At 73.6% G+C, this 14,729-nt stretch carries 17 protein-coding genes; 13 read left to right on the top strand and 4 right to left on the bottom strand.

Features of this window, described 5'->3' with window-relative positions; translation table 11 throughout:
• Positions 1 to 64 precede the first annotated feature (64 nt).
• Entirely contained in the window at positions 65 to 871 is an 807-nt protein-coding gene (locus tag ACZ6C1_RS07710; protein ID WP_469238831.1) for a class I SAM-dependent methyltransferase, read from the bottom strand.
• Between the two features lie 156 nt (positions 872 to 1,027).
• Between ACZ6C1_RS07710 and ACZ6C1_RS07705 the strand changes: the two genes are divergently transcribed.
• The 3 genes from ACZ6C1_RS07705 to ACZ6C1_RS07695 all read left to right on the top strand — a co-directional run bounded on the left by ACZ6C1_RS07705 (position 1,028) and on the right by ACZ6C1_RS07695 (position 5,492).
• On the top strand, positions 1,028 to 2,074 hold the full coding sequence (locus tag ACZ6C1_RS07705) for an SDR family oxidoreductase (protein WP_469238828.1): 1,047 nt from the start codon (positions 1,028 to 1,030) through the stop codon (positions 2,072 to 2,074).
• Positions 2,075 to 2,296: 222 nt separating this feature from the next.
• Positions 2,297 to 3,619, top strand: a complete 1,323-nt coding sequence (locus ACZ6C1_RS07700) for an NAD(P)/FAD-dependent oxidoreductase (protein WP_469239087.1) — start codon at positions 2,297 to 2,299, stop codon at positions 3,617 to 3,619.
• Position 3,620: 1 nt separating this feature from the next.
• Complete coding sequence (locus ACZ6C1_RS07695) at positions 3,621 to 5,492, top strand: transketolase (protein ID WP_469238826.1); 1,872 nt, start codon at positions 3,621 to 3,623, stop codon at positions 5,490 to 5,492.
• Between the two features lie 247 nt (positions 5,493 to 5,739).
• Here ACZ6C1_RS07695 and ACZ6C1_RS07690 read toward each other — a convergent pair whose 3' ends face one another.
• Positions 5,740 to 6,300 (bottom strand): GNAT family N-acetyltransferase, encoded by a 561-nt coding sequence (locus ACZ6C1_RS07690; RefSeq protein ID WP_469238824.1) that lies wholly within the window; start codon positions 6,298 to 6,300, stop codon positions 5,740 to 5,742.
• A gap of 82 nt (positions 6,301 to 6,382) precedes the next feature.
• Here ACZ6C1_RS07690 and ligD point away from each other — a divergent pair, with 82 nt between their 5' ends.
• The 10 genes from ligD to ACZ6C1_RS07640 all read left to right on the top strand — a co-directional run bounded on the left by ligD (position 6,383) and on the right by ACZ6C1_RS07640 (position 11,608).
• A complete protein-coding gene (gene ligD, locus ACZ6C1_RS07685; RefSeq protein WP_469238823.1) occupies positions 6,383 to 7,294 on the top strand; it encodes a non-homologous end-joining DNA ligase in 912 nt (303 codons plus the stop codon).
• A 66-nt stretch (positions 7,295 to 7,360) separates the two neighbouring features.
• Positions 7,361 to 7,702: a gas vesicle protein GvpO gene (locus tag ACZ6C1_RS07680; protein ID WP_469238821.1), complete on the top strand. Its 342-nt coding sequence runs from the start codon at positions 7,361 to 7,363 to the stop codon at positions 7,700 to 7,702.
• A gap of 18 nt (positions 7,703 to 7,720) precedes the next feature.
• Positions 7,721 to 8,131, top strand: coding sequence for a gas vesicle structural protein GvpA (locus ACZ6C1_RS07675; protein ID WP_469238819.1), 411 nt, complete (start codon positions 7,721 to 7,723; stop codon positions 8,129 to 8,131).
• A complete protein-coding gene (locus ACZ6C1_RS07670; RefSeq protein ID WP_469238817.1) occupies positions 8,128 to 8,844 on the top strand; it encodes a GvpL/GvpF family gas vesicle protein in 717 nt (238 codons plus the stop codon). Before ACZ6C1_RS07675 ends, ACZ6C1_RS07670 begins: the two co-directional genes overlap by 4 nt.
• Positions 8,845 to 8,858: 14 nt before the next feature.
• Positions 8,859 to 9,095: a gas vesicle protein GvpG gene (locus tag ACZ6C1_RS07665; RefSeq protein WP_469238815.1), complete on the top strand. Its 237-nt coding sequence runs from the start codon at positions 8,859 to 8,861 to the stop codon at positions 9,093 to 9,095.
• Positions 9,092 to 9,412 (top strand): gas vesicle protein, encoded by a 321-nt coding sequence (locus ACZ6C1_RS07660; protein WP_469238813.1) that lies wholly within the window; start codon positions 9,092 to 9,094, stop codon positions 9,410 to 9,412. The genes ACZ6C1_RS07665 and ACZ6C1_RS07660 overlap by 4 nt, the downstream gene beginning before the upstream one ends.
• Positions 9,409 to 10,206 carry a GvpL/GvpF family gas vesicle protein gene (locus ACZ6C1_RS07655; protein WP_469238810.1) on the top strand — a complete coding sequence of 266 codons (798 nt, stop codon included), beginning with the start codon at positions 9,409 to 9,411 and terminating at the stop codon, positions 10,204 to 10,206. The genes ACZ6C1_RS07660 and ACZ6C1_RS07655 overlap by 4 nt, the downstream gene beginning before the upstream one ends.
• The gene (locus ACZ6C1_RS07650) at positions 10,203 to 10,430 is read left to right on the top strand and encodes a gas vesicle protein (RefSeq protein ID WP_469238809.1); all 228 of its coding nucleotides are present in this window, start codon (positions 10,203 to 10,205) and stop codon (positions 10,428 to 10,430) included. The genes ACZ6C1_RS07655 and ACZ6C1_RS07650 overlap by 4 nt, the downstream gene beginning before the upstream one ends.
• Positions 10,427 to 10,702 (top strand): gas vesicle protein K, encoded by a 276-nt coding sequence (locus ACZ6C1_RS07645; RefSeq protein ID WP_344365240.1) that lies wholly within the window; start codon positions 10,427 to 10,429, stop codon positions 10,700 to 10,702. Before ACZ6C1_RS07650 ends, ACZ6C1_RS07645 begins: the two co-directional genes overlap by 4 nt.
• A gap of 144 nt (positions 10,703 to 10,846) precedes the next feature.
• Positions 10,847 to 11,608 carry a hypothetical protein gene (locus ACZ6C1_RS07640; RefSeq protein WP_469238807.1) on the top strand — a complete coding sequence of 254 codons (762 nt, stop codon included), beginning with the start codon at positions 10,847 to 10,849 and terminating at the stop codon, positions 11,606 to 11,608.
• 10 nt (positions 11,609 to 11,618) lie between these two features.
• On the opposite strand, the gene ACZ6C1_RS07635 is transcribed toward ACZ6C1_RS07640, so the two are convergent.
• The gene (locus ACZ6C1_RS07635; protein WP_469238805.1) at positions 11,619 to 13,127 is read right to left on the bottom strand and encodes a phosphatase PAP2 family protein; all 1,509 of its coding nucleotides are present in this window, start codon (positions 13,125 to 13,127) and stop codon (positions 11,619 to 11,621) included.
• A gap of 374 nt (positions 13,128 to 13,501) precedes the next feature.
• Complete coding sequence (locus ACZ6C1_RS07630) at positions 13,502 to 14,662, bottom strand: baeRF2 domain-containing protein (protein WP_469238803.1); 1,161 nt, start codon at positions 14,660 to 14,662, stop codon at positions 13,502 to 13,504.
• Between the last annotated feature and the right edge of the window lie 67 nt (positions 14,663 to 14,729).

Below are 14,729 nucleotides of genomic sequence, written 5' to 3'. Positions count from 1 at the left end.
GGACCCCTGTCCGGACCCCTGTCCGGCCCCGTGGCCGGTCGGGCTCGGTGTGAACGCCCGGGTGTCACACCCGGCACAACACCTCGCCGTGCGGCACCAGGAACCACCCGTCCTCCTGCCGTCCCCACTCCCGCCAGCCGTCGGCGATCGCCGCCAGTTGCCTCTCGGTCGCGTGTCCGCCGTCCATCGCGAGTCTCGCGTACACCGAAGCGGTCGTACGGTCCGCCCACAGCCCGCTCCACCAGACCCGCTCCTCGGGTGTGGCGTAACACCAGGTGCCGGCGGTGGCGGTGATGTCGGTGAACCCGGCCTGCCGGGCCCAGGACAGCAGTCGGCGGCCCGCGTTCGGTTCGCCGCCGTTGGCGCGCGCCACCCGCTGGTACAGCCGCTGCCACTCGTCCAGCACCGGGAGCTCCGGGAACCAGGCGAACGCCGCGTAGTCGCTGTCGCGTGCCGCCACCACACCGCCGGGCCGGCACACCCTGCGCATCTCGCGCAGCGCCCGCACCGGGTCGCCCACGTGCTGGAGCACCTGGTGGGCGTGGACGACGTCGAACGAGTCGTCCGGGAAGTCCAGGGCGTGGACGTCGGCGACCGCGAAGTGGACGTTGTCCAGGCCCCGTTCGCCGACCGTCGTACGGGCCTGCTCCAACACGTCGCCGGCCGAGTCGACCGCCGTCACACGGCCGCCCGGGGTCACGAGGGCGGCCAGGTCCGCCGTGATGGTTCCCGGGCCGCAGCCCACGTCCAGGACGTCCAGGCCCGGCCGCAGCTCGCCCACCAGGTACGCCGCGGAGTTGGCGGCCGTCCGCCAGCGGTGCGAGCGCAGTACTGACTCGTGGTGCCCATGCGTGTAGACAGCGTCGGCCATCGCCGTACTCCCTTTGTCTGCCGGGTGGTTGGTGGCACCACCGTACGCCGACGTGTCGCATGCTGATACGCGCTTCTCGAATAGTGATACACGCCAGGGTTCGCGGCACCCCGGCGCGGGCGTTACACCGGCGGGCCGCCGGGTACCCGCCGCCCCATGGACGTGAACCTCCGGCAGCCGCGCACCGTCGTCATCACCGGAGCCGGCGGAGGCATGGGCAGGGCGACCGCCCGCGCCTTCGCGGCGCGCGGCGACCGCGTGGCCCTGCTCGGGCGCGGTGAGAAGGGTCTCGCGGGCGCGGCGGCCGAGGTGAGGGACGCGGGCGGTGAAGCGCTCCCCGTACCGGTCGACGTCGCCGACCCCGACGCCGTCGAGCGTGCCGCCGAACGCGTCGAGACGGAACTCGGCCCCATCGACGTCTGGGTCAACAACGCCTTCATCGGCGTGTTCGCGCCCTTCACCGAGATCGGCGCCGACGAATTCCGCCGTGTCACCGAGGTCACCTACCTCGGGTACGTCAACGGCACCCGCGCCGCCCTGCGCCGTATGGTCCCCCGCGACAGCGGGACCGTCGTCCAGGTCGGCTCCAGCCTCGCCTACCGCGGCATCCCGCTCCAGTCCGCGTACTGCGGTGCCAAACACGCCATCCAGGGATGGAACGAGTCCGTCCGCTGCGAGCTGCTGCACGCCGGGAGCAACGTGCGCACCACCATGGTCCAGCTTCCGGCCCTCAACACGCCGCAGTTCGACTGGGTGCTCTCCCGGCTGCCCGGCCGCCCCCGGCCCGTCGCCCCCGTCTACCAGCCGGAGGTCGCCGCCCGGGCCGTCGTCCACGCCGCCGGCCACCCGGGCCGCCGCGAGTACCGGGTGGGCGCCGCCACGGCCGCCACCCTCGTCGCGAACGCCCTCGCGCCCGGCCTGCTCGACCGCTACCTCGCCCGGACGATGTACGCCGCCCAGACCGAGGAGCGGGAGGGCGGCGCCGCAGCCGACGAACCGGCGCCCAGCAACCTCTGGGCACCGGTCGACGGCGCCCTCGGCCGGGACTTCGGCGCCCACGGCCGCTTCGACGACACGTCCCACGACCTGTACGCCGACACCGTGCTGCTGCGCCACCCCGCCGCGCTGGCCGCCGGGGCCCTGGCTGCCGGTGCCGCGGCCGCGGCGGTGCTGCGAAGGCGACGCCGGGCGTCCCCGCGATGACCGCAATGCCACCCGACGGCGCCGCCGGGCGGCCCCGTGATGACCGCAATGCCGCGTTTGGCAGGCAGGCTCCGGGGCACCGGGAAGGTCCGTCCGCTACACGCGGCCGTGCCGTTACGCAGACATGACGCTGGAGGCCCTGTGACCCCGTCCGTCAGCCCGTCCGGCCCGCTTCCCGGCCCCTCCGGCCAACCCGGCGGATCGCGCGCCCTGCCGCGCGTCGTGATCGTCGGAGCCGGCTTCGCCGGATACCAGACCGCCCGCAACCTCTCCCGCAGCTTGCGCGGGCGCGCCGAGATCGTGCTGCTGAACCCGACCGACTACTTCCTCTACCTCCCGTTGCTGCCCCAGGTCACCGCGGGGGTCCTGGAACCACGCCGGATCACCGTGTCCCTGCCCGGTACGCTCCGCCACGTACGGCTGGTGCTCGGCCAGGCCGACCACGTCGACCTCGACGGGCGCGCGGTCCACTACACCGACCCCGAAGGCACCGAGGGCACCCTCACCTACGACCGGCTCGTCCTCGCCGTCGGCAGCGTCAGCAAACTGCTGCCCATCCCGGGCGTCGCCGAGAACGCCACCGGCTTCCGCGGCCTGCCCGAGGCGCTCTACCTGCGCGACCACATCACCCGGCAGATCGAGCTCGCCTCGGCCTCCGGCAACCCCGCCGAATGCACCTCCCGCTGCACCTTCGTGGTCGTCGGGGCCGGCTACACCGGCACGGAACTGGCCGCGCACGGCAAGATGTTCACCGACGCGCTCGTACGCAAACAGCCCGCCTGGCCCGCCGGAGTGCGGCCCCGCTGGATGCTCCTCGACGTCGCCGACCGCGTCCTGCCCGGCCTCGACGAGAAGCTGTCCCGCACCGCCGACGAAGTGCTCCGCGGCCGGGGCGTCGACGTGCGCACCAAGACCTCCGTCAAGGAGTCCACGGCCGACGGAGTCCTGCTGGACGACGGCGAGTTCGTGGAGACCCGGTCGCTGATCTGGTGCGTCGGCGTACGCCCCGACCCGCTCGTCTCCCAGCTGGGGCTCCCCGTCGAACGCGGCCGTCTCGTGGTGACCCCGCAACTCGGCGTACCCGGCCACCCCGACGTGTTCGCGTGCGGTGACGCCGCCGCCGTACCCGACCTGACCCGGCCCGGCGAGTTCACACCCATGACGGCGCAGCACGCGTCCCGCCAGGGCAAGGTCGCCGCCCGCAACGTCGCCGCGTCCCTCGGGTACGGCGAATCCGTTCCGTACCGGCACCACGACCTGGGCTTCGCCGTGGACCTCGGCGGGGTCAAGGCGGCCGCCAACCCGATGGGGGTGAAGCTGTCCGGCCCGGTCGCCGGTGCCGTCACCCGCGGCTACCACCTGGCCGCCATGCCCGGCAACCGGGTACGGGTCGCCGCCGACTGGCTGCTGGACGCCGCCCTGCCACGCCAGGCCGTGCAGCTCGGCCTGCTCCGCTCCTGGCAGGTGCCCCTCGACACCGCCTCGCCCGAACTGGCCCGCATCCCGGCCGGACCCGCACGCGGGGACGGAAACGGCAAGGAGTGACATGCACCACGAACAACTGGCCACCCTGGGGCAGCAGTTGCGCGTCGACGCGGTACGCGCCGCCGACGCCGCCGGCTCCGGGCACCCCACCTCGTCCATGTCGGCGGCCGACATCGCGGCCGTCCTCCTCGCCCACCACCTGCGCTTCGACTTCGGCCACCCCGAGCATCCCGGCAACGACCGGTTCGTGCTCTCCAAGGGACACGCCTCCCCGCTGCTCTACGCCATGTACAAGGCCGCCGGGGCGGTCGACGACGACGAGCTGCTCACCTTCCGCAAGCTCGGCAGCCGCCTCGAAGGGCACCCCACCCCCCGGCTGCCCTGGGTGGACGTCGCCACCGGCTCCCTCGGCCAGGGCCTGCCCGTCGGCGTCGGCATCGCCCTGGCCGGCAAGCGCCTCGACGAGGCCCCGTACCGCGTGTACGTCCTGTCCGGCGACAGCGAGATGGCGGAGGGCTCGGTGTGGGAGGCCGTCGAGCACGCCGCGTACAACCACCTCGACAACCTCACCCTGATCGTCGACGTCAACCGGCTCGGGCAGCGCGGCCCGACCCGGCACGAGCACAACCTGGCCGCGTACGAACGGCGGCTGCACGCCTTCGGGTGGCACACCATCGAGGTCGACGGCCACGACGTGCAAGCCCTCGACCGCGCCTTCGCCGAGGCCCGCTCCACCATCCGGCAGCCCACGGCGATCCTCGCCGCCACCCACAAGGGGCGGGGCGTCGCCGCCGTCGAGGACCTGGAGGGCTTCCACGGCAAGCCCGTCAAGGACGCCGAGGCCGCCGTCGCGGAACTCGGCGGCCCGCGCTCCCTCCACGTCGACGTCCAGAAGCCGTCGGAGGGCGGTGGCCGCAAGACCGCCGTGACCGGCGCGAACGGCGACGGCGAGCCGCACGGGCCCGAGCTTCCGCGCTTCGACATCGGTGACACCGTCGCCACCCGCACCGCCTACGGACACGCCCTGGAGGCGCTCGGCTCGGCACGCGCCGACATCGTCGCGCTGGACGCGGAGGTCAGCGACTCCACCCGTACGGAGTTCTTCGCCAAGGCCCACCCCGACCGGTACTTCGAGTGCTACATCGCCGAACAGCAGCTCGTCGCCGCCGCCGTGGGCCTCCAGACGCGCGGATACGTCCCCTACGCGTCGACCTTCGCCGCCTTCCTCACCCGGGCGTACGACTTCGTCCGCATGGCGGCGGTCAGCCGCGCCGGGATCAACCTGGTCGGCTCCCACGCGGGTGTCGCCATCGGCCAGGACGGGCCCTCCCAGATGGGCCTGGAGGACCTGGCGATGTTCCGCTCGGTGCACGGCAGCACCGTGCTGTACCCGTGTGACGCCAACCAGACCGCCAAGCTGGTGGCCACGATGGCCGACCTGAAGGGCGTGCGCTACCTGCGCACCTCGCGCGGCGACCTGCCGGTCCTGTACGGGCCCGACGACACCTTCCCGGTGGGCGGCAGCAAGGTGCTGCGCAGCCACGGCGACGACGACAGGGCCACGATCGTCGCGGCCGGCGTCACGGTGCACGAGGCGCTGAAGGCCGCCGACCTGCTCGACGAATACGGCATCCCCGTGCGGGTGATCGACCTGTACTCGGTCAAGCCGGTCGACACCGACACGCTCGACGAAGCGGCCGGTGCCACCGGTTGCCTCCTCACCGTGGAGGACCACCACCCCGAGGGCGGCCTGGGCGACGCGGTCGCCGAGGCCTTCTCCGACGGCCGGCCCGCGCCGCGCATGGCACGCCTCGCGGTACGGGACATGCCGGCGTCGGCGACCCCCGAGGAACAGCTGCGGAAGGCCGGCATCGACGCCGAGGCGATCGTGGCGGCCGTGCAACTGCTGGTGGAGCGGGTCGTGACCCCGTGAGGTGAGCGCGGGCACGGAAACGCGGGCCCCGGGCCTGTACGCCTCACAGGCGGCGGACCGGGGCCTTCCCATGTGCGCCTGCGGATCGCCCGCGTCCACGGCCGGCAGCCCGGCGTGCTGTCCGAGTCCCAGCACGTTCCGTGCACGACGAGCATCCCGAGGCCCCGCGCCATTCCCGACCGATGAGCGCGGGTTCGATGACGTCCCTCCCGCCGCCGGGCCGGGCACGTGGCGATGCGCACCGACGTCACTCGGCCGAGTGCACGTCACGCCCCTTCAGCCACACGTCCCGGGTCAGGGCGTACTCCACGTCCCCCTGCTCGGACCCGTCGATCACGTCCGGCCACTCCTCGAAGAACGTCCGGACATACGTCAGCCCGCACTTCTCCATCACCCGCCGCGACCCGGAGTTGACCGTCATCGTCCGCGCGACCACCCGCCGCACGCCCAGCTCACCGAACCCCTTGTCGACCAGCGCCCGGGAGCCCTCGGTCGCGTAGCCCCGGCCCCACGCCGAGCGGCGCAGCCGGTACCCCAGCTCCACCGCCCCTTCCCCGAAGGCGGATGCCAGCGGTTCCAGCGAGAACCAGCCCAGCCACTCACCCGAACCGCGCGCCTCCGCGGCCCAGAACCCCCGCCCCATCAGCCGCCGCAGCGCCCCGTCCCGCACCTCGTCGCGCGACACGGGCCGGCCGCCGTTGATGTACCGCATGACCTCGGGGTCGTTGTCCAGCGCCACCACCTCGTCGAGGTCCTGCTCGGTGACCGTCCGCAGCACCAGCCGGGGTGTTTCCAGGAACACACTCATGGCACCGGATCCTGCGGCCGCGCCCGCCGCCGCGCAACGGAATTCCGGGTGTGGCCACGAACCGTCCGGGTATGCGCTCACGATGAGTACGAGCAGCACCAGGGCCGTACGAGCCGGCCGCCGGACCGTCGACATCCACCGCCCCGACAAGGTCCTGTTCCCCGACGACGGGATCACCAAGGCCCAACTGGCCGACTACTACCGCTCCGTCGCGCCTTTCATGCTGCCGCACCTGCGCGGCAGGCCCCTGATGCTCGAACGGCTCCCCGACGGCATCGACGGACCCCGCTTCATGCAGAAGGACACACCCGCCGGCTACCCCGACTGGGTCCACCGCGTCGAGGTCCGCAAGGAGGGCGGCACCGTCACCCACACCGTGTGCGACGACACCGCCACCCTCGTCCACCTCGCCGACCAGGCGTGCGTCACGCTGCACCGCTGGCAGTCGAAGGCCGACCGGCCGGACCGGCCCGACCGCATGGTGTTCGACCTCGACCCGCCCGAGGACGACTTCGACGCCGTGCGCCGAGCGGCCCACCTCCTCGGCGAACTCCTCGACGCGCTCAGGCTGCCCTCCACCCTCATGACGACCGGATCCAAGGGCCTGCACGTCATCGTCCCGCTCGACGGACACAGCGGGTTCGACGAGGTACGCGCCTTCGCGCACGACGTCGCCGAGGCGCTCGCGGCCGCCCACCCGGACGAACTCACCACCGCCCCGCGCAAACAGGCCCGCGGCGACCGCCTCTACCTCGACGTCCAGCGCAACGGGTACGCGCAGACGGCCGTCGCGCCCTACTCCGTACGCGCCAGGCCCGGCGCCCCCGTCGCCACACCCTTGCGGTGGGAGCAACTCGACGACCCGGCCACGCACGCCCGCCGCTGGACCGTCGCCACCGTACTCGAACAGGCCCGCAGTACCCCCTGGGACGGTTCCGCGGCCCGTCCCCGCGCCCTCGGCCCGGCCCGTCGGCGCCTCGACGCACTGAGCTGACGACCACACAGCCAGGGCCAAGGGTTTGCGGACCCGAGTCACGGCAACCCGAAGAGCGAGGCATTCATGGCGAACACATCCGAGAACACCCAGAACGACAGCAACGCCCGGGCGAAAAGCGCCCGGGCACAACAACAGCCCCAGGAACAGTCGCCGAGCCCCATGCAGGTGCTGCGCGGCGCATGCGCACAGCTCGCCGAACTCACCGGCATGGAAGCCGAGTCCGTGTCCTCGTTCGAACGCACCGAGGACGGCTGGACCCTCAACGTCGAGGTCCTCGAACTGGCCCGTGTCCCCGACACGATGAGCCTGCTCGCCTCGTACGAGGTCGAACTCGACGCCAACGGCGAGCTCAGCGGCTACCGGCGAGTCCGCCGCTACGAGCGCGGCCGGTCGGACCGTTCCTAGGGAGGGAGGCACCCCACCATGACCGTTGTTCCGGCACAGCAAGGCGGAAGCGGCGGCACCAGCGGCCTGTACGACGTCCTCGAACTCGTCCTGGACCGCGGACTCGTCATCGACGCGTTCGTCCGCGTGTCCCTGGTCGGCATCGAGATCCTCAAAATCGACGTCCGGGTCGTCGTCGCCAGCGTCGACACCTACCTCCGCTTCGCCGAGGCGTGCAACCGCCTCGACCTGGAAGCGGGCCCCCGCAAGAACCCGGGTCTGCCCGACCTGGTCGGTGAGTTGACCGAGTCCGGCGCCCGCGGCAAGTCCAAGGGGGCACTCTCCGGCGCCGCCGAGACCATCTCCGACGCCCTGAAGGGCTCGTCCGGCGGCTCGTCCAGCGGCTCGTCCGGCCGCTCGTCGTCCCGTAAGAAGGAGGAGCAGGAGTGAGCACGTACGTCTACGGAATCGCGCGGAGCTCACACCCAGGACTCCCCGACCAGATGGGCGGCATCGGCGACCCGCCGCAGGCCGTCCGCGTCCTCAAGCACGGCGCCCTCGCCGCGCTCGTCAGCGACGCGCCCGAGGACCTCAGGCCCAAGCGGCGCGACCTGATGGCCCACCAGAACGTGCTCGCCGAGGCGGGCGCGGCCGGCGCGGTCCTCCCCATGCGCTTCGGCGGCGTCTCGCCCGACGACGATGCCGTGCTCGCCGTCCTCGGCGAACGCGAGGAGCACTACCTGGAGCGGCTGCGCGCCCTCGACGACAAGGTCGAGTACAACGTGAAGGCCAGCCACGACGAAGAAGCCGTCCTCCACCGGGTGCTCGCCGACAACCCCGAGCTGCGCAAGCTCAGCGAGGCCAACCGTGCCGCGGGCGGCGGCACCTACGAACAGAAGCTGGCTCTCGGCGAACGCGTAGCCGCCGCCGTCCAGCAGCGCGAGGCGAGCGACGCGGTGCTCATCCAGGAGTCGCTGCAGACCGAGGCCACGGACATCCGGCCCGGACCCGAGAGCGGCGGCTGGCTGGCGAACATCTCGTTCCTGGTGGAACGGGACCGCGCCGACGGCTTCGTCGCCGCGATCGACAAGTTCCAGCAGACACACCACCACCTCGTGCTGCAGGTGAACGGCCCGCTGCCGCCCTACAGCTTCGTCGAATAGAGGAGGGACCGAGCATGGGCCTGCTGGGAGAACTGCTGCTCCTGCCGGCGGCGCCCCTGCGCGGCACCGCCTGGGTGCTGCGCCAGGTGGTGGCGGAGGCCGAGCGGCAGTACTACGACCCCGCCGCCGTACAACGCGAACTCGCCCGCCTCAACCAACTGCTGGAGGCGGGCGAGATCGACGAAGAGGAATTCGACCGCCGGGAGGACGAGCTCCTCGACCGCCTGGAGAAGGGCCCGAGACAGACATGAGCACCCCACGACCCAGCGGTCTGCCCAGTCCGTACGCCTCCGACGGCAGCAGCGCCAACCTCGCCGACATCCTGGAACGCGTCCTCGACAAGGGCGTCGTCATCGCCGGCGACATCAAGATCAACCTGCTGGACATCGAGCTGCTGACCATCAAGCTGCGCCTCGTGGTCGCGTCCGTCGACCGCGCCAAGGAGATGGGCATCGACTGGTGGGAGAGCGACCCGGCGCTCTCCTCCCGCGCCCGGGGCAGCGAACTCGCCCGCGAGAACGCCGAACTGCAGCGCCGCATCGCCGAACTGGAGGGACGCACCGCATGAGCACCACCGACCGGCTGCGTTACGTCTACGCCGTCACGCGACCGTTCGACGGCGTCCTGCCCGAGGGGGCCCACGGCATCGGCGGCGAACCGCCCCGCCTCCTGCGCCACGGCGACCTGGTCGCCGTCACCGGTGCCGTCCCGGCCGAGGACTTCGACGAGGCGCCGTTGCGCGCCCGGCTGGAGGACCTCGACTGGCTGGCCGACACCGCACGCGCCCACGACGCCGTCGTCGCCGCCCTCTCCACGGTGACCTGCCCCCTCCCGCTGCGGCTCGCGACCGTGTGCCGCGACGACAGCGGCGTGCGGCGCCTCCTGGAGGACGGCCGGGACCGCTTCGTACGGGCCCTGGAACGGCTCGACGGCCGGGTCGAGTGGGGCGTCAAGGTGTACGCCGAGCCCCAGGCGGCCGAGGAGGCCGAACCGGCGTCCCCCGGGACCGGGGCGAGCGGCCGGGACTACCTCCGCCGACGGCTGCACGCCCGCCGCAGCCGCGAGGGCGACTGGCAGCGTGCCGACGCCGTCTGCCGCCGCCTGCACGGCGAACTCTCCCGGCACGCGGAGGCCGGCACCGTCCACCCGCCCCAGGACGCCCGGCTCTCCGGCGCCGCCGGCGTCAACGTGCTCAACGCCGCCTACCTGGTGGACCGCACCCGCAGCCAGCAGTTCGTGGAGCTGGTCGACGCCGTGTCCGAGCCGGGCGTACGCGTCGAACTCACCGGACCCTGGGCCCCGTACTCCTTCGCCGGCATCGCGGAGGAAGAAGTCCACGAGACCCGGGAGGCCGCGCGATGACCGTCCCGGCAGCCCCCGCCACCCCGCAGCCCCTCGCCGAGCGCCGTATCGCACTGGTCGACCTGCTGGACCGGCTCCTGGCGGGCGGCGTGGTGCTCACCGGCGACCTCACCCTCCGGATCGCCGACGTCGATCTCGTACGCGTCGACCTCAAGGCCCTCATCAGTTCGGTGAGCGAGGACGTCCCCTCACCGTGGGAGACGGCCCGCGAGGTGAGCCCGTGACCGCGTCGCGCCGCAAGGTGGAGCTCGACCCCGACACCGTGGAACGCGACCTGGCCCGGCTCGTGCTGACCGTCGTGGAACTGCTCCGGCAGCTCATGGAGCGCCAGGCGCTCCGGCGGGTGGAGGGCGGTGACCTCACCGAGGAGCAGGAGGAGCGGATCGGCCTGACGCTGATGCTGCTCGAGGACCGCATGGAGCTCCTGCGCACACGGTTCGGCCTCGAACCCGAGGACCTCAACCTCGACCTCGGACCGCTCGGACCCCTGCTGTGACCCGCCGGCGCTAGGTGGACCGGGGGAACTTCGCGCGCGTCGCCCCGTCACCGCCGCGCCAGGGCGGCCGGATCAGCAGATCATCGGCCATGTGGTCGAAGTCCACGCCGCCCGGCCGCCGGCGATGAACGGAAAGGCTCCGACATGCCCGTCGTCAACAACGCAGGACGCCGCCTGCTCACCGGCGCGGTGTGCGCCGGACTCCTCCTCGTGGGCTGCGGGGGCCCCCGGGCGGCCCAGGGACCTGCCGGCGAGGCGAAGAAGACGGCGGCGGCCGCGGCCCCCGCCCCAGGAGCACCCGCGTCCGTCGCACCCGCCGTGATCCCCGGCCTCGGGCCCGCCACTCGTTCGCACATCCCCGGCACCAGCAGCCAGGCACTCGTCGTCAAGGGCGACGGGCCGCACTCCCACGAGTCGACCGCCGTCCTGTACGAGCGCGATCCGGCGACCGGGTGGAAGGCGGTCAGCCAGCCGTGGCCCGCACACAACGCGCTGCGCGGCTGGACGGCCCACCACCGTGCCGGCGACCTGCGCACACCCATCGGGGTGTTCGCCCTCGGGGACGCCGGAGGAGCCCTGCCCGACCCCGGCACCCGGCTGCCCTACGACGAGAGCCAGGAGTTCAACCTGTCCGGCACGGGCTTCCTGGGCGAGCCGCTGGAGGGCTCCTTCGACCACGTCGTGGCCATCGACTACAACCGCGTCCCCGGCACGTCACCGCTGAACAAGGTCCGCCCGCTCGGGCTCGGCAAGGGCGGCGGCGTCTGGATCCACGTCGACCACGGCGGACCGACCCGCGCCTGCATCTCCCTCCGGCGGGACGACATGCGGCAGTTGCTGCTCGCCCTGGACCCGGCGAAGAAACCGGTGATCGTGATGGGGGACGTGGGGACGCTCGGCCGGTGACCCGGCCGGGTCAGAGAGCGGGCGTGGGGCGGTAGACCGTCAGCGCCTCGTCGTCCTTGTCGATGAACAACTCCGGCGGAGCCTCGGTCACCTCACCGTCGTACGCCAGCGGTGTCCCCGGCGCCAGACCCGAGACCCGCACACGCCGCAGCTGTCCGGCCGCGTGCACCGGCGACCGGCTGAGCGGCCCGGCGAGCGCGGCGGCCAGCAGCCGCAGTCCCGGGAACCGGCCCGCGTGCACCACCCGGACGTCCAGCAGACCGTCCGCCAGGTCGTGACGACGGCCCGGTGTGGGCCCCATGCGCCGGTAGACGCAGTTCCCGGCGAACAGCAGCCACAAGGGGCGCCGCCGGCCGTGCACCTCCGCCTCCAGCGGATGCTCACCGCGCAGCACCTCCAGCGCCGCCAGGACCCCGGCGGGCCAGCCGCCGATGCGGGGCGACCAGCGTTCCCGGAGCCGTACCAGCTCGGGGTACACGCCCAGACTGAAGGTGTTGACGAAGTACCCGTACGGCGCGCCGTCCGGGCCCGGGGCGAACCGCCCCAGATCGACGCGGACCGCGTCGCCCGACGCCAGCGCGCGACAGGTGTCGTGGACCGACTCGATGCCGAGGCCGTACGCGAAGTGGTTGAGCGTGCCGCCCGGGAACACCGCGAGCGGCAGGCGGTACCGGGCGGCCACCGCCGCGGCCTCGTTGACGGTGCCGTCCCCGCCCAGGACGCCCAGCGCCCGGCACCGCCCGGACTCCGCGGCCTTCTCCAGCACGTGCGGTATCTCGTCCGGTTCGCACTCCAATACCTCGGCAAGCGGCAGCGCGTTCCGCACGAGGGCGGTCATGTCCCCCGAGCCGGAGCCCCGGTTGGCGACCACCACGAGGTCCTCGCCGCCACGCAGGGCGGGCGCGTCGGCGTGCGGGCGGCCCGGCGCGGGCAACTGCGACCGGGTCGGCACGACCCCGCGCAGCGCGAAGGCCGCGCCCACCCCGAGCGCCGCGCCGACGAGCACGTCGCTCGGGTAGTGGACGCCCGTGTAGACCCGGGACAGCGCCACGGCCGCGGCGACCGGCGCCACGGCGGCGCCCCAGCCCCTGGACTCCAGCAGGACCCCCGTCGCGAAGGCCGCGGCGGAGGCGGAGTGGCCGGACGGGAAGGACGTGGTGAACGGCTGCCTCTTCAGCTGCCGCACCATCGGAACGGCGTCCCGCACCGGCCGGGCGCGGCGCACGGACCGTTTCCCGATCGTGTTGATGGCGGCGGACGCCAGTGCCAGCGACGCCACACCGCGCACGGCGGCGCGCCGCGACCGGGAGCCCCGCCCGAGGACGGCCATCCCGGCCGCCGCGCCGAACCACAGCACCCCGTGGTTCGCCGCGTGGCTCAGCCGGGGCAGCACCTGGTCGCCCCCCGGCCAGTGCCGGGTGGCGACCCGATGGAAGACCTCCCGGTCCCAGGCGCTGAACCGGGCGGTCACACGGTCACGGACGGTCTCGGCCGGCTGCACGCCGTGGGAATCGGACATGCCCCGCGCGTACCCCTCCGAGCCCCGCCCCACGCGTCCCCGACCCGGTGACCCGCACGCCGGCCCGCGGCACGCGGGGTCCGGCGCCCGGCGGAATCACCCACCTGGCGGTGCCCCCGCGCGGTGCGCGCGCCCGGCCTCCGGACCGGCGCCGCGTGCCCGAGGTCCGCCTGCCCGGGATCCGCGTTCGGCGCCCGGCCTCCGCACCGGCGCCGCGTGCCCGAGGTCCGCCCGCCCGGGGACCCGCGTTCGGCGCCCCGTGCGGAAATGCGCCTGCCCGGGAACGCACCCGCCGCGCCCTTGAGGGCGGCACGCGGGCGCACGGTGGCCGCCCGTCCCGCAGGGGCGGGACGGGCGGCCCTTTGCCGCGGTGCTCAGGCGGGTTCCGCCTCCCTCTCGCGTTCCTTCTCCGCGTACGGCCAGCGGAGCAGCGCGCCGAGGCCGCCGACGGGGACGTCGTCCTCCGTCTCGGGGCGCACGCGCAGCACCTCCGCGCCCGTCATGACGGCCGAGCGGAGCAGCGCGTCGTCGGCGCGGGCGGGCAGGGGCTCCCGTTCGCCGAGGTAGTGCGTGTCGCTGCGGCGCAGCGCGATCTGGTCGGGTTCGGCGCCCACCCACACCTCACGGTGCGCGTCGGGCCCCTCGGACCGGATGAGCAGCTCGGCGATCCGGTGCTCGCGGGCCGCCTCGACCAGCGCGGGCACGCCCTCGGCGGCGGACGGGGCGCCGCCGCCGGTGGAGCGGGCCGCGCGGAACCGGTCCAGTTCCTGCTCGGTCAGCCGCCGCAGGTGCTCCTGCCGGGCCGCTTCGACGTCCTCGTCGAGCAGCTTCACGCCCGAACCCGCGGCACGGCCACCGTGCTCGCTCTCCACGGCCAGGGGCCGGACCTCGGCGGGCAGCCGCTCGTGCACGGAGTGCCGTTCGCGGACGTCACCGGCGAGCACGATCAGATCCGCGCCGGTCTCCTCCTCGCACTCGGCGAGGGCCTCGGCGATCCGCTCCGCGTTCTCCTCCCAGGTGTTCTCCACGCTGAGCTGGAAATGACGCTCGGACCAGTCGGCCGAACCGGTGCGGTGCATGGGCCAGTCGCGCCCCTCCACATGCCCGGCCGGCCTGCCGCCCAGGGGGCTGCGCAGCTCCAGGTCGGCGCCCGTGCGGTCGATGTACGCGACCAGGCAGACCGGCTCCTGGGCCGCCAGGTCCAGCAGCGGGGTCAGCCGGGGCAGCGCGGCCCACGTCACGTCGGCGGGCGCGAGGGGGCGGCGCGTCAGCGGAGGGTCGAGGACGACCTCGCCGTGCGTCGCGAACACCGCACGCCCGGCCTCGCCCGGCGGCCGAGGCCAGTCGGTCAGCGCCTCGTACACGGCCCGTTCGGTGGCCGGATCGCAGCCCTGGGCGGTCAGCGACCGGCAGGCGTCCCTGGCCTGGAGCTCCAGTCGCTCCCGGGTGGACTCGTCGACCCTGGACGTATCCAGATAGACGCTGGCCCACGGCCCGGGGCGGTCGAAGAGGCTGGTCAGAAAGGCGAGTTGCATGGCTCCCTCCCGGAGGCCGGAATGTGCGTCACCGACGGGTACCCGACACACCATCGGCCACACAGCT

It is taken from the genome of Streptomyces sp. NPDC041796 (genome assembly GCF_055590785.1).
The sequence above is the reverse complement of the archived record's forward strand: the minus strand, read 5'-3'. Positions and strand labels throughout refer to the sequence as shown.

What these genes read in the sequence shown, in the direction of transcription:
- ACZ6C1_RS07710 (WP_469238831.1), bottom strand. Translation starts at nt 871, where the DNA reads ATGGCCGACGCTGTCTACACGCATGGGCACCACGAGTCAGTACTGCGC.
- ACZ6C1_RS07705 (WP_469238828.1), top strand. Translation starts at nt 1,028, where the DNA reads ATGGACGTGAACCTCCGGCAGCCGCGCACCGTCGTCATCACCGGAGCC.
- ACZ6C1_RS07695 (WP_469238826.1), top strand. Translation starts at nt 3,621, where the DNA reads ATGCACCACGAACAACTGGCCACCCTGGGGCAGCAGTTGCGCGTCGAC.
- ACZ6C1_RS07690 (WP_469238824.1), bottom strand. Translation starts at nt 6,300, where the DNA reads ATGAGTGTGTTCCTGGAAACACCCCGGCTGGTGCTGCGGACGGTCACC.
- ligD (WP_469238823.1), top strand. Translation starts at nt 6,383, where the DNA reads ATGAGTACGAGCAGCACCAGGGCCGTACGAGCCGGCCGCCGGACCGTC.
- ACZ6C1_RS07680 (WP_469238821.1), top strand. Translation starts at nt 7,361, where the DNA reads ATGGCGAACACATCCGAGAACACCCAGAACGACAGCAACGCCCGGGCG.
- ACZ6C1_RS07675 (WP_469238819.1), top strand. Translation starts at nt 7,721, where the DNA reads ATGACCGTTGTTCCGGCACAGCAAGGCGGAAGCGGCGGCACCAGCGGC.
- ACZ6C1_RS07665 (WP_469238815.1), top strand. Translation starts at nt 8,859, where the DNA reads ATGGGCCTGCTGGGAGAACTGCTGCTCCTGCCGGCGGCGCCCCTGCGC.
- ACZ6C1_RS07660 (WP_469238813.1), top strand. Translation starts at nt 9,092, where the DNA reads ATGAGCACCCCACGACCCAGCGGTCTGCCCAGTCCGTACGCCTCCGAC.
- ACZ6C1_RS07655 (WP_469238810.1), top strand. Translation starts at nt 9,409, where the DNA reads ATGAGCACCACCGACCGGCTGCGTTACGTCTACGCCGTCACGCGACCG.
- ACZ6C1_RS07650 (WP_469238809.1), top strand. Translation starts at nt 10,203, where the DNA reads ATGACCGTCCCGGCAGCCCCCGCCACCCCGCAGCCCCTCGCCGAGCGC.
- ACZ6C1_RS07640 (WP_469238807.1), top strand. Translation starts at nt 10,847, where the DNA reads ATGCCCGTCGTCAACAACGCAGGACGCCGCCTGCTCACCGGCGCGGTG.
- ACZ6C1_RS07635 (WP_469238805.1), bottom strand. Translation starts at nt 13,127, where the DNA reads ATGTCCGATTCCCACGGCGTGCAGCCGGCCGAGACCGTCCGTGACCGT.
- ACZ6C1_RS07630 (WP_469238803.1), bottom strand. Translation starts at nt 14,662, where the DNA reads ATGCAACTCGCCTTTCTGACCAGCCTCTTCGACCGCCCCGGGCCGTGG.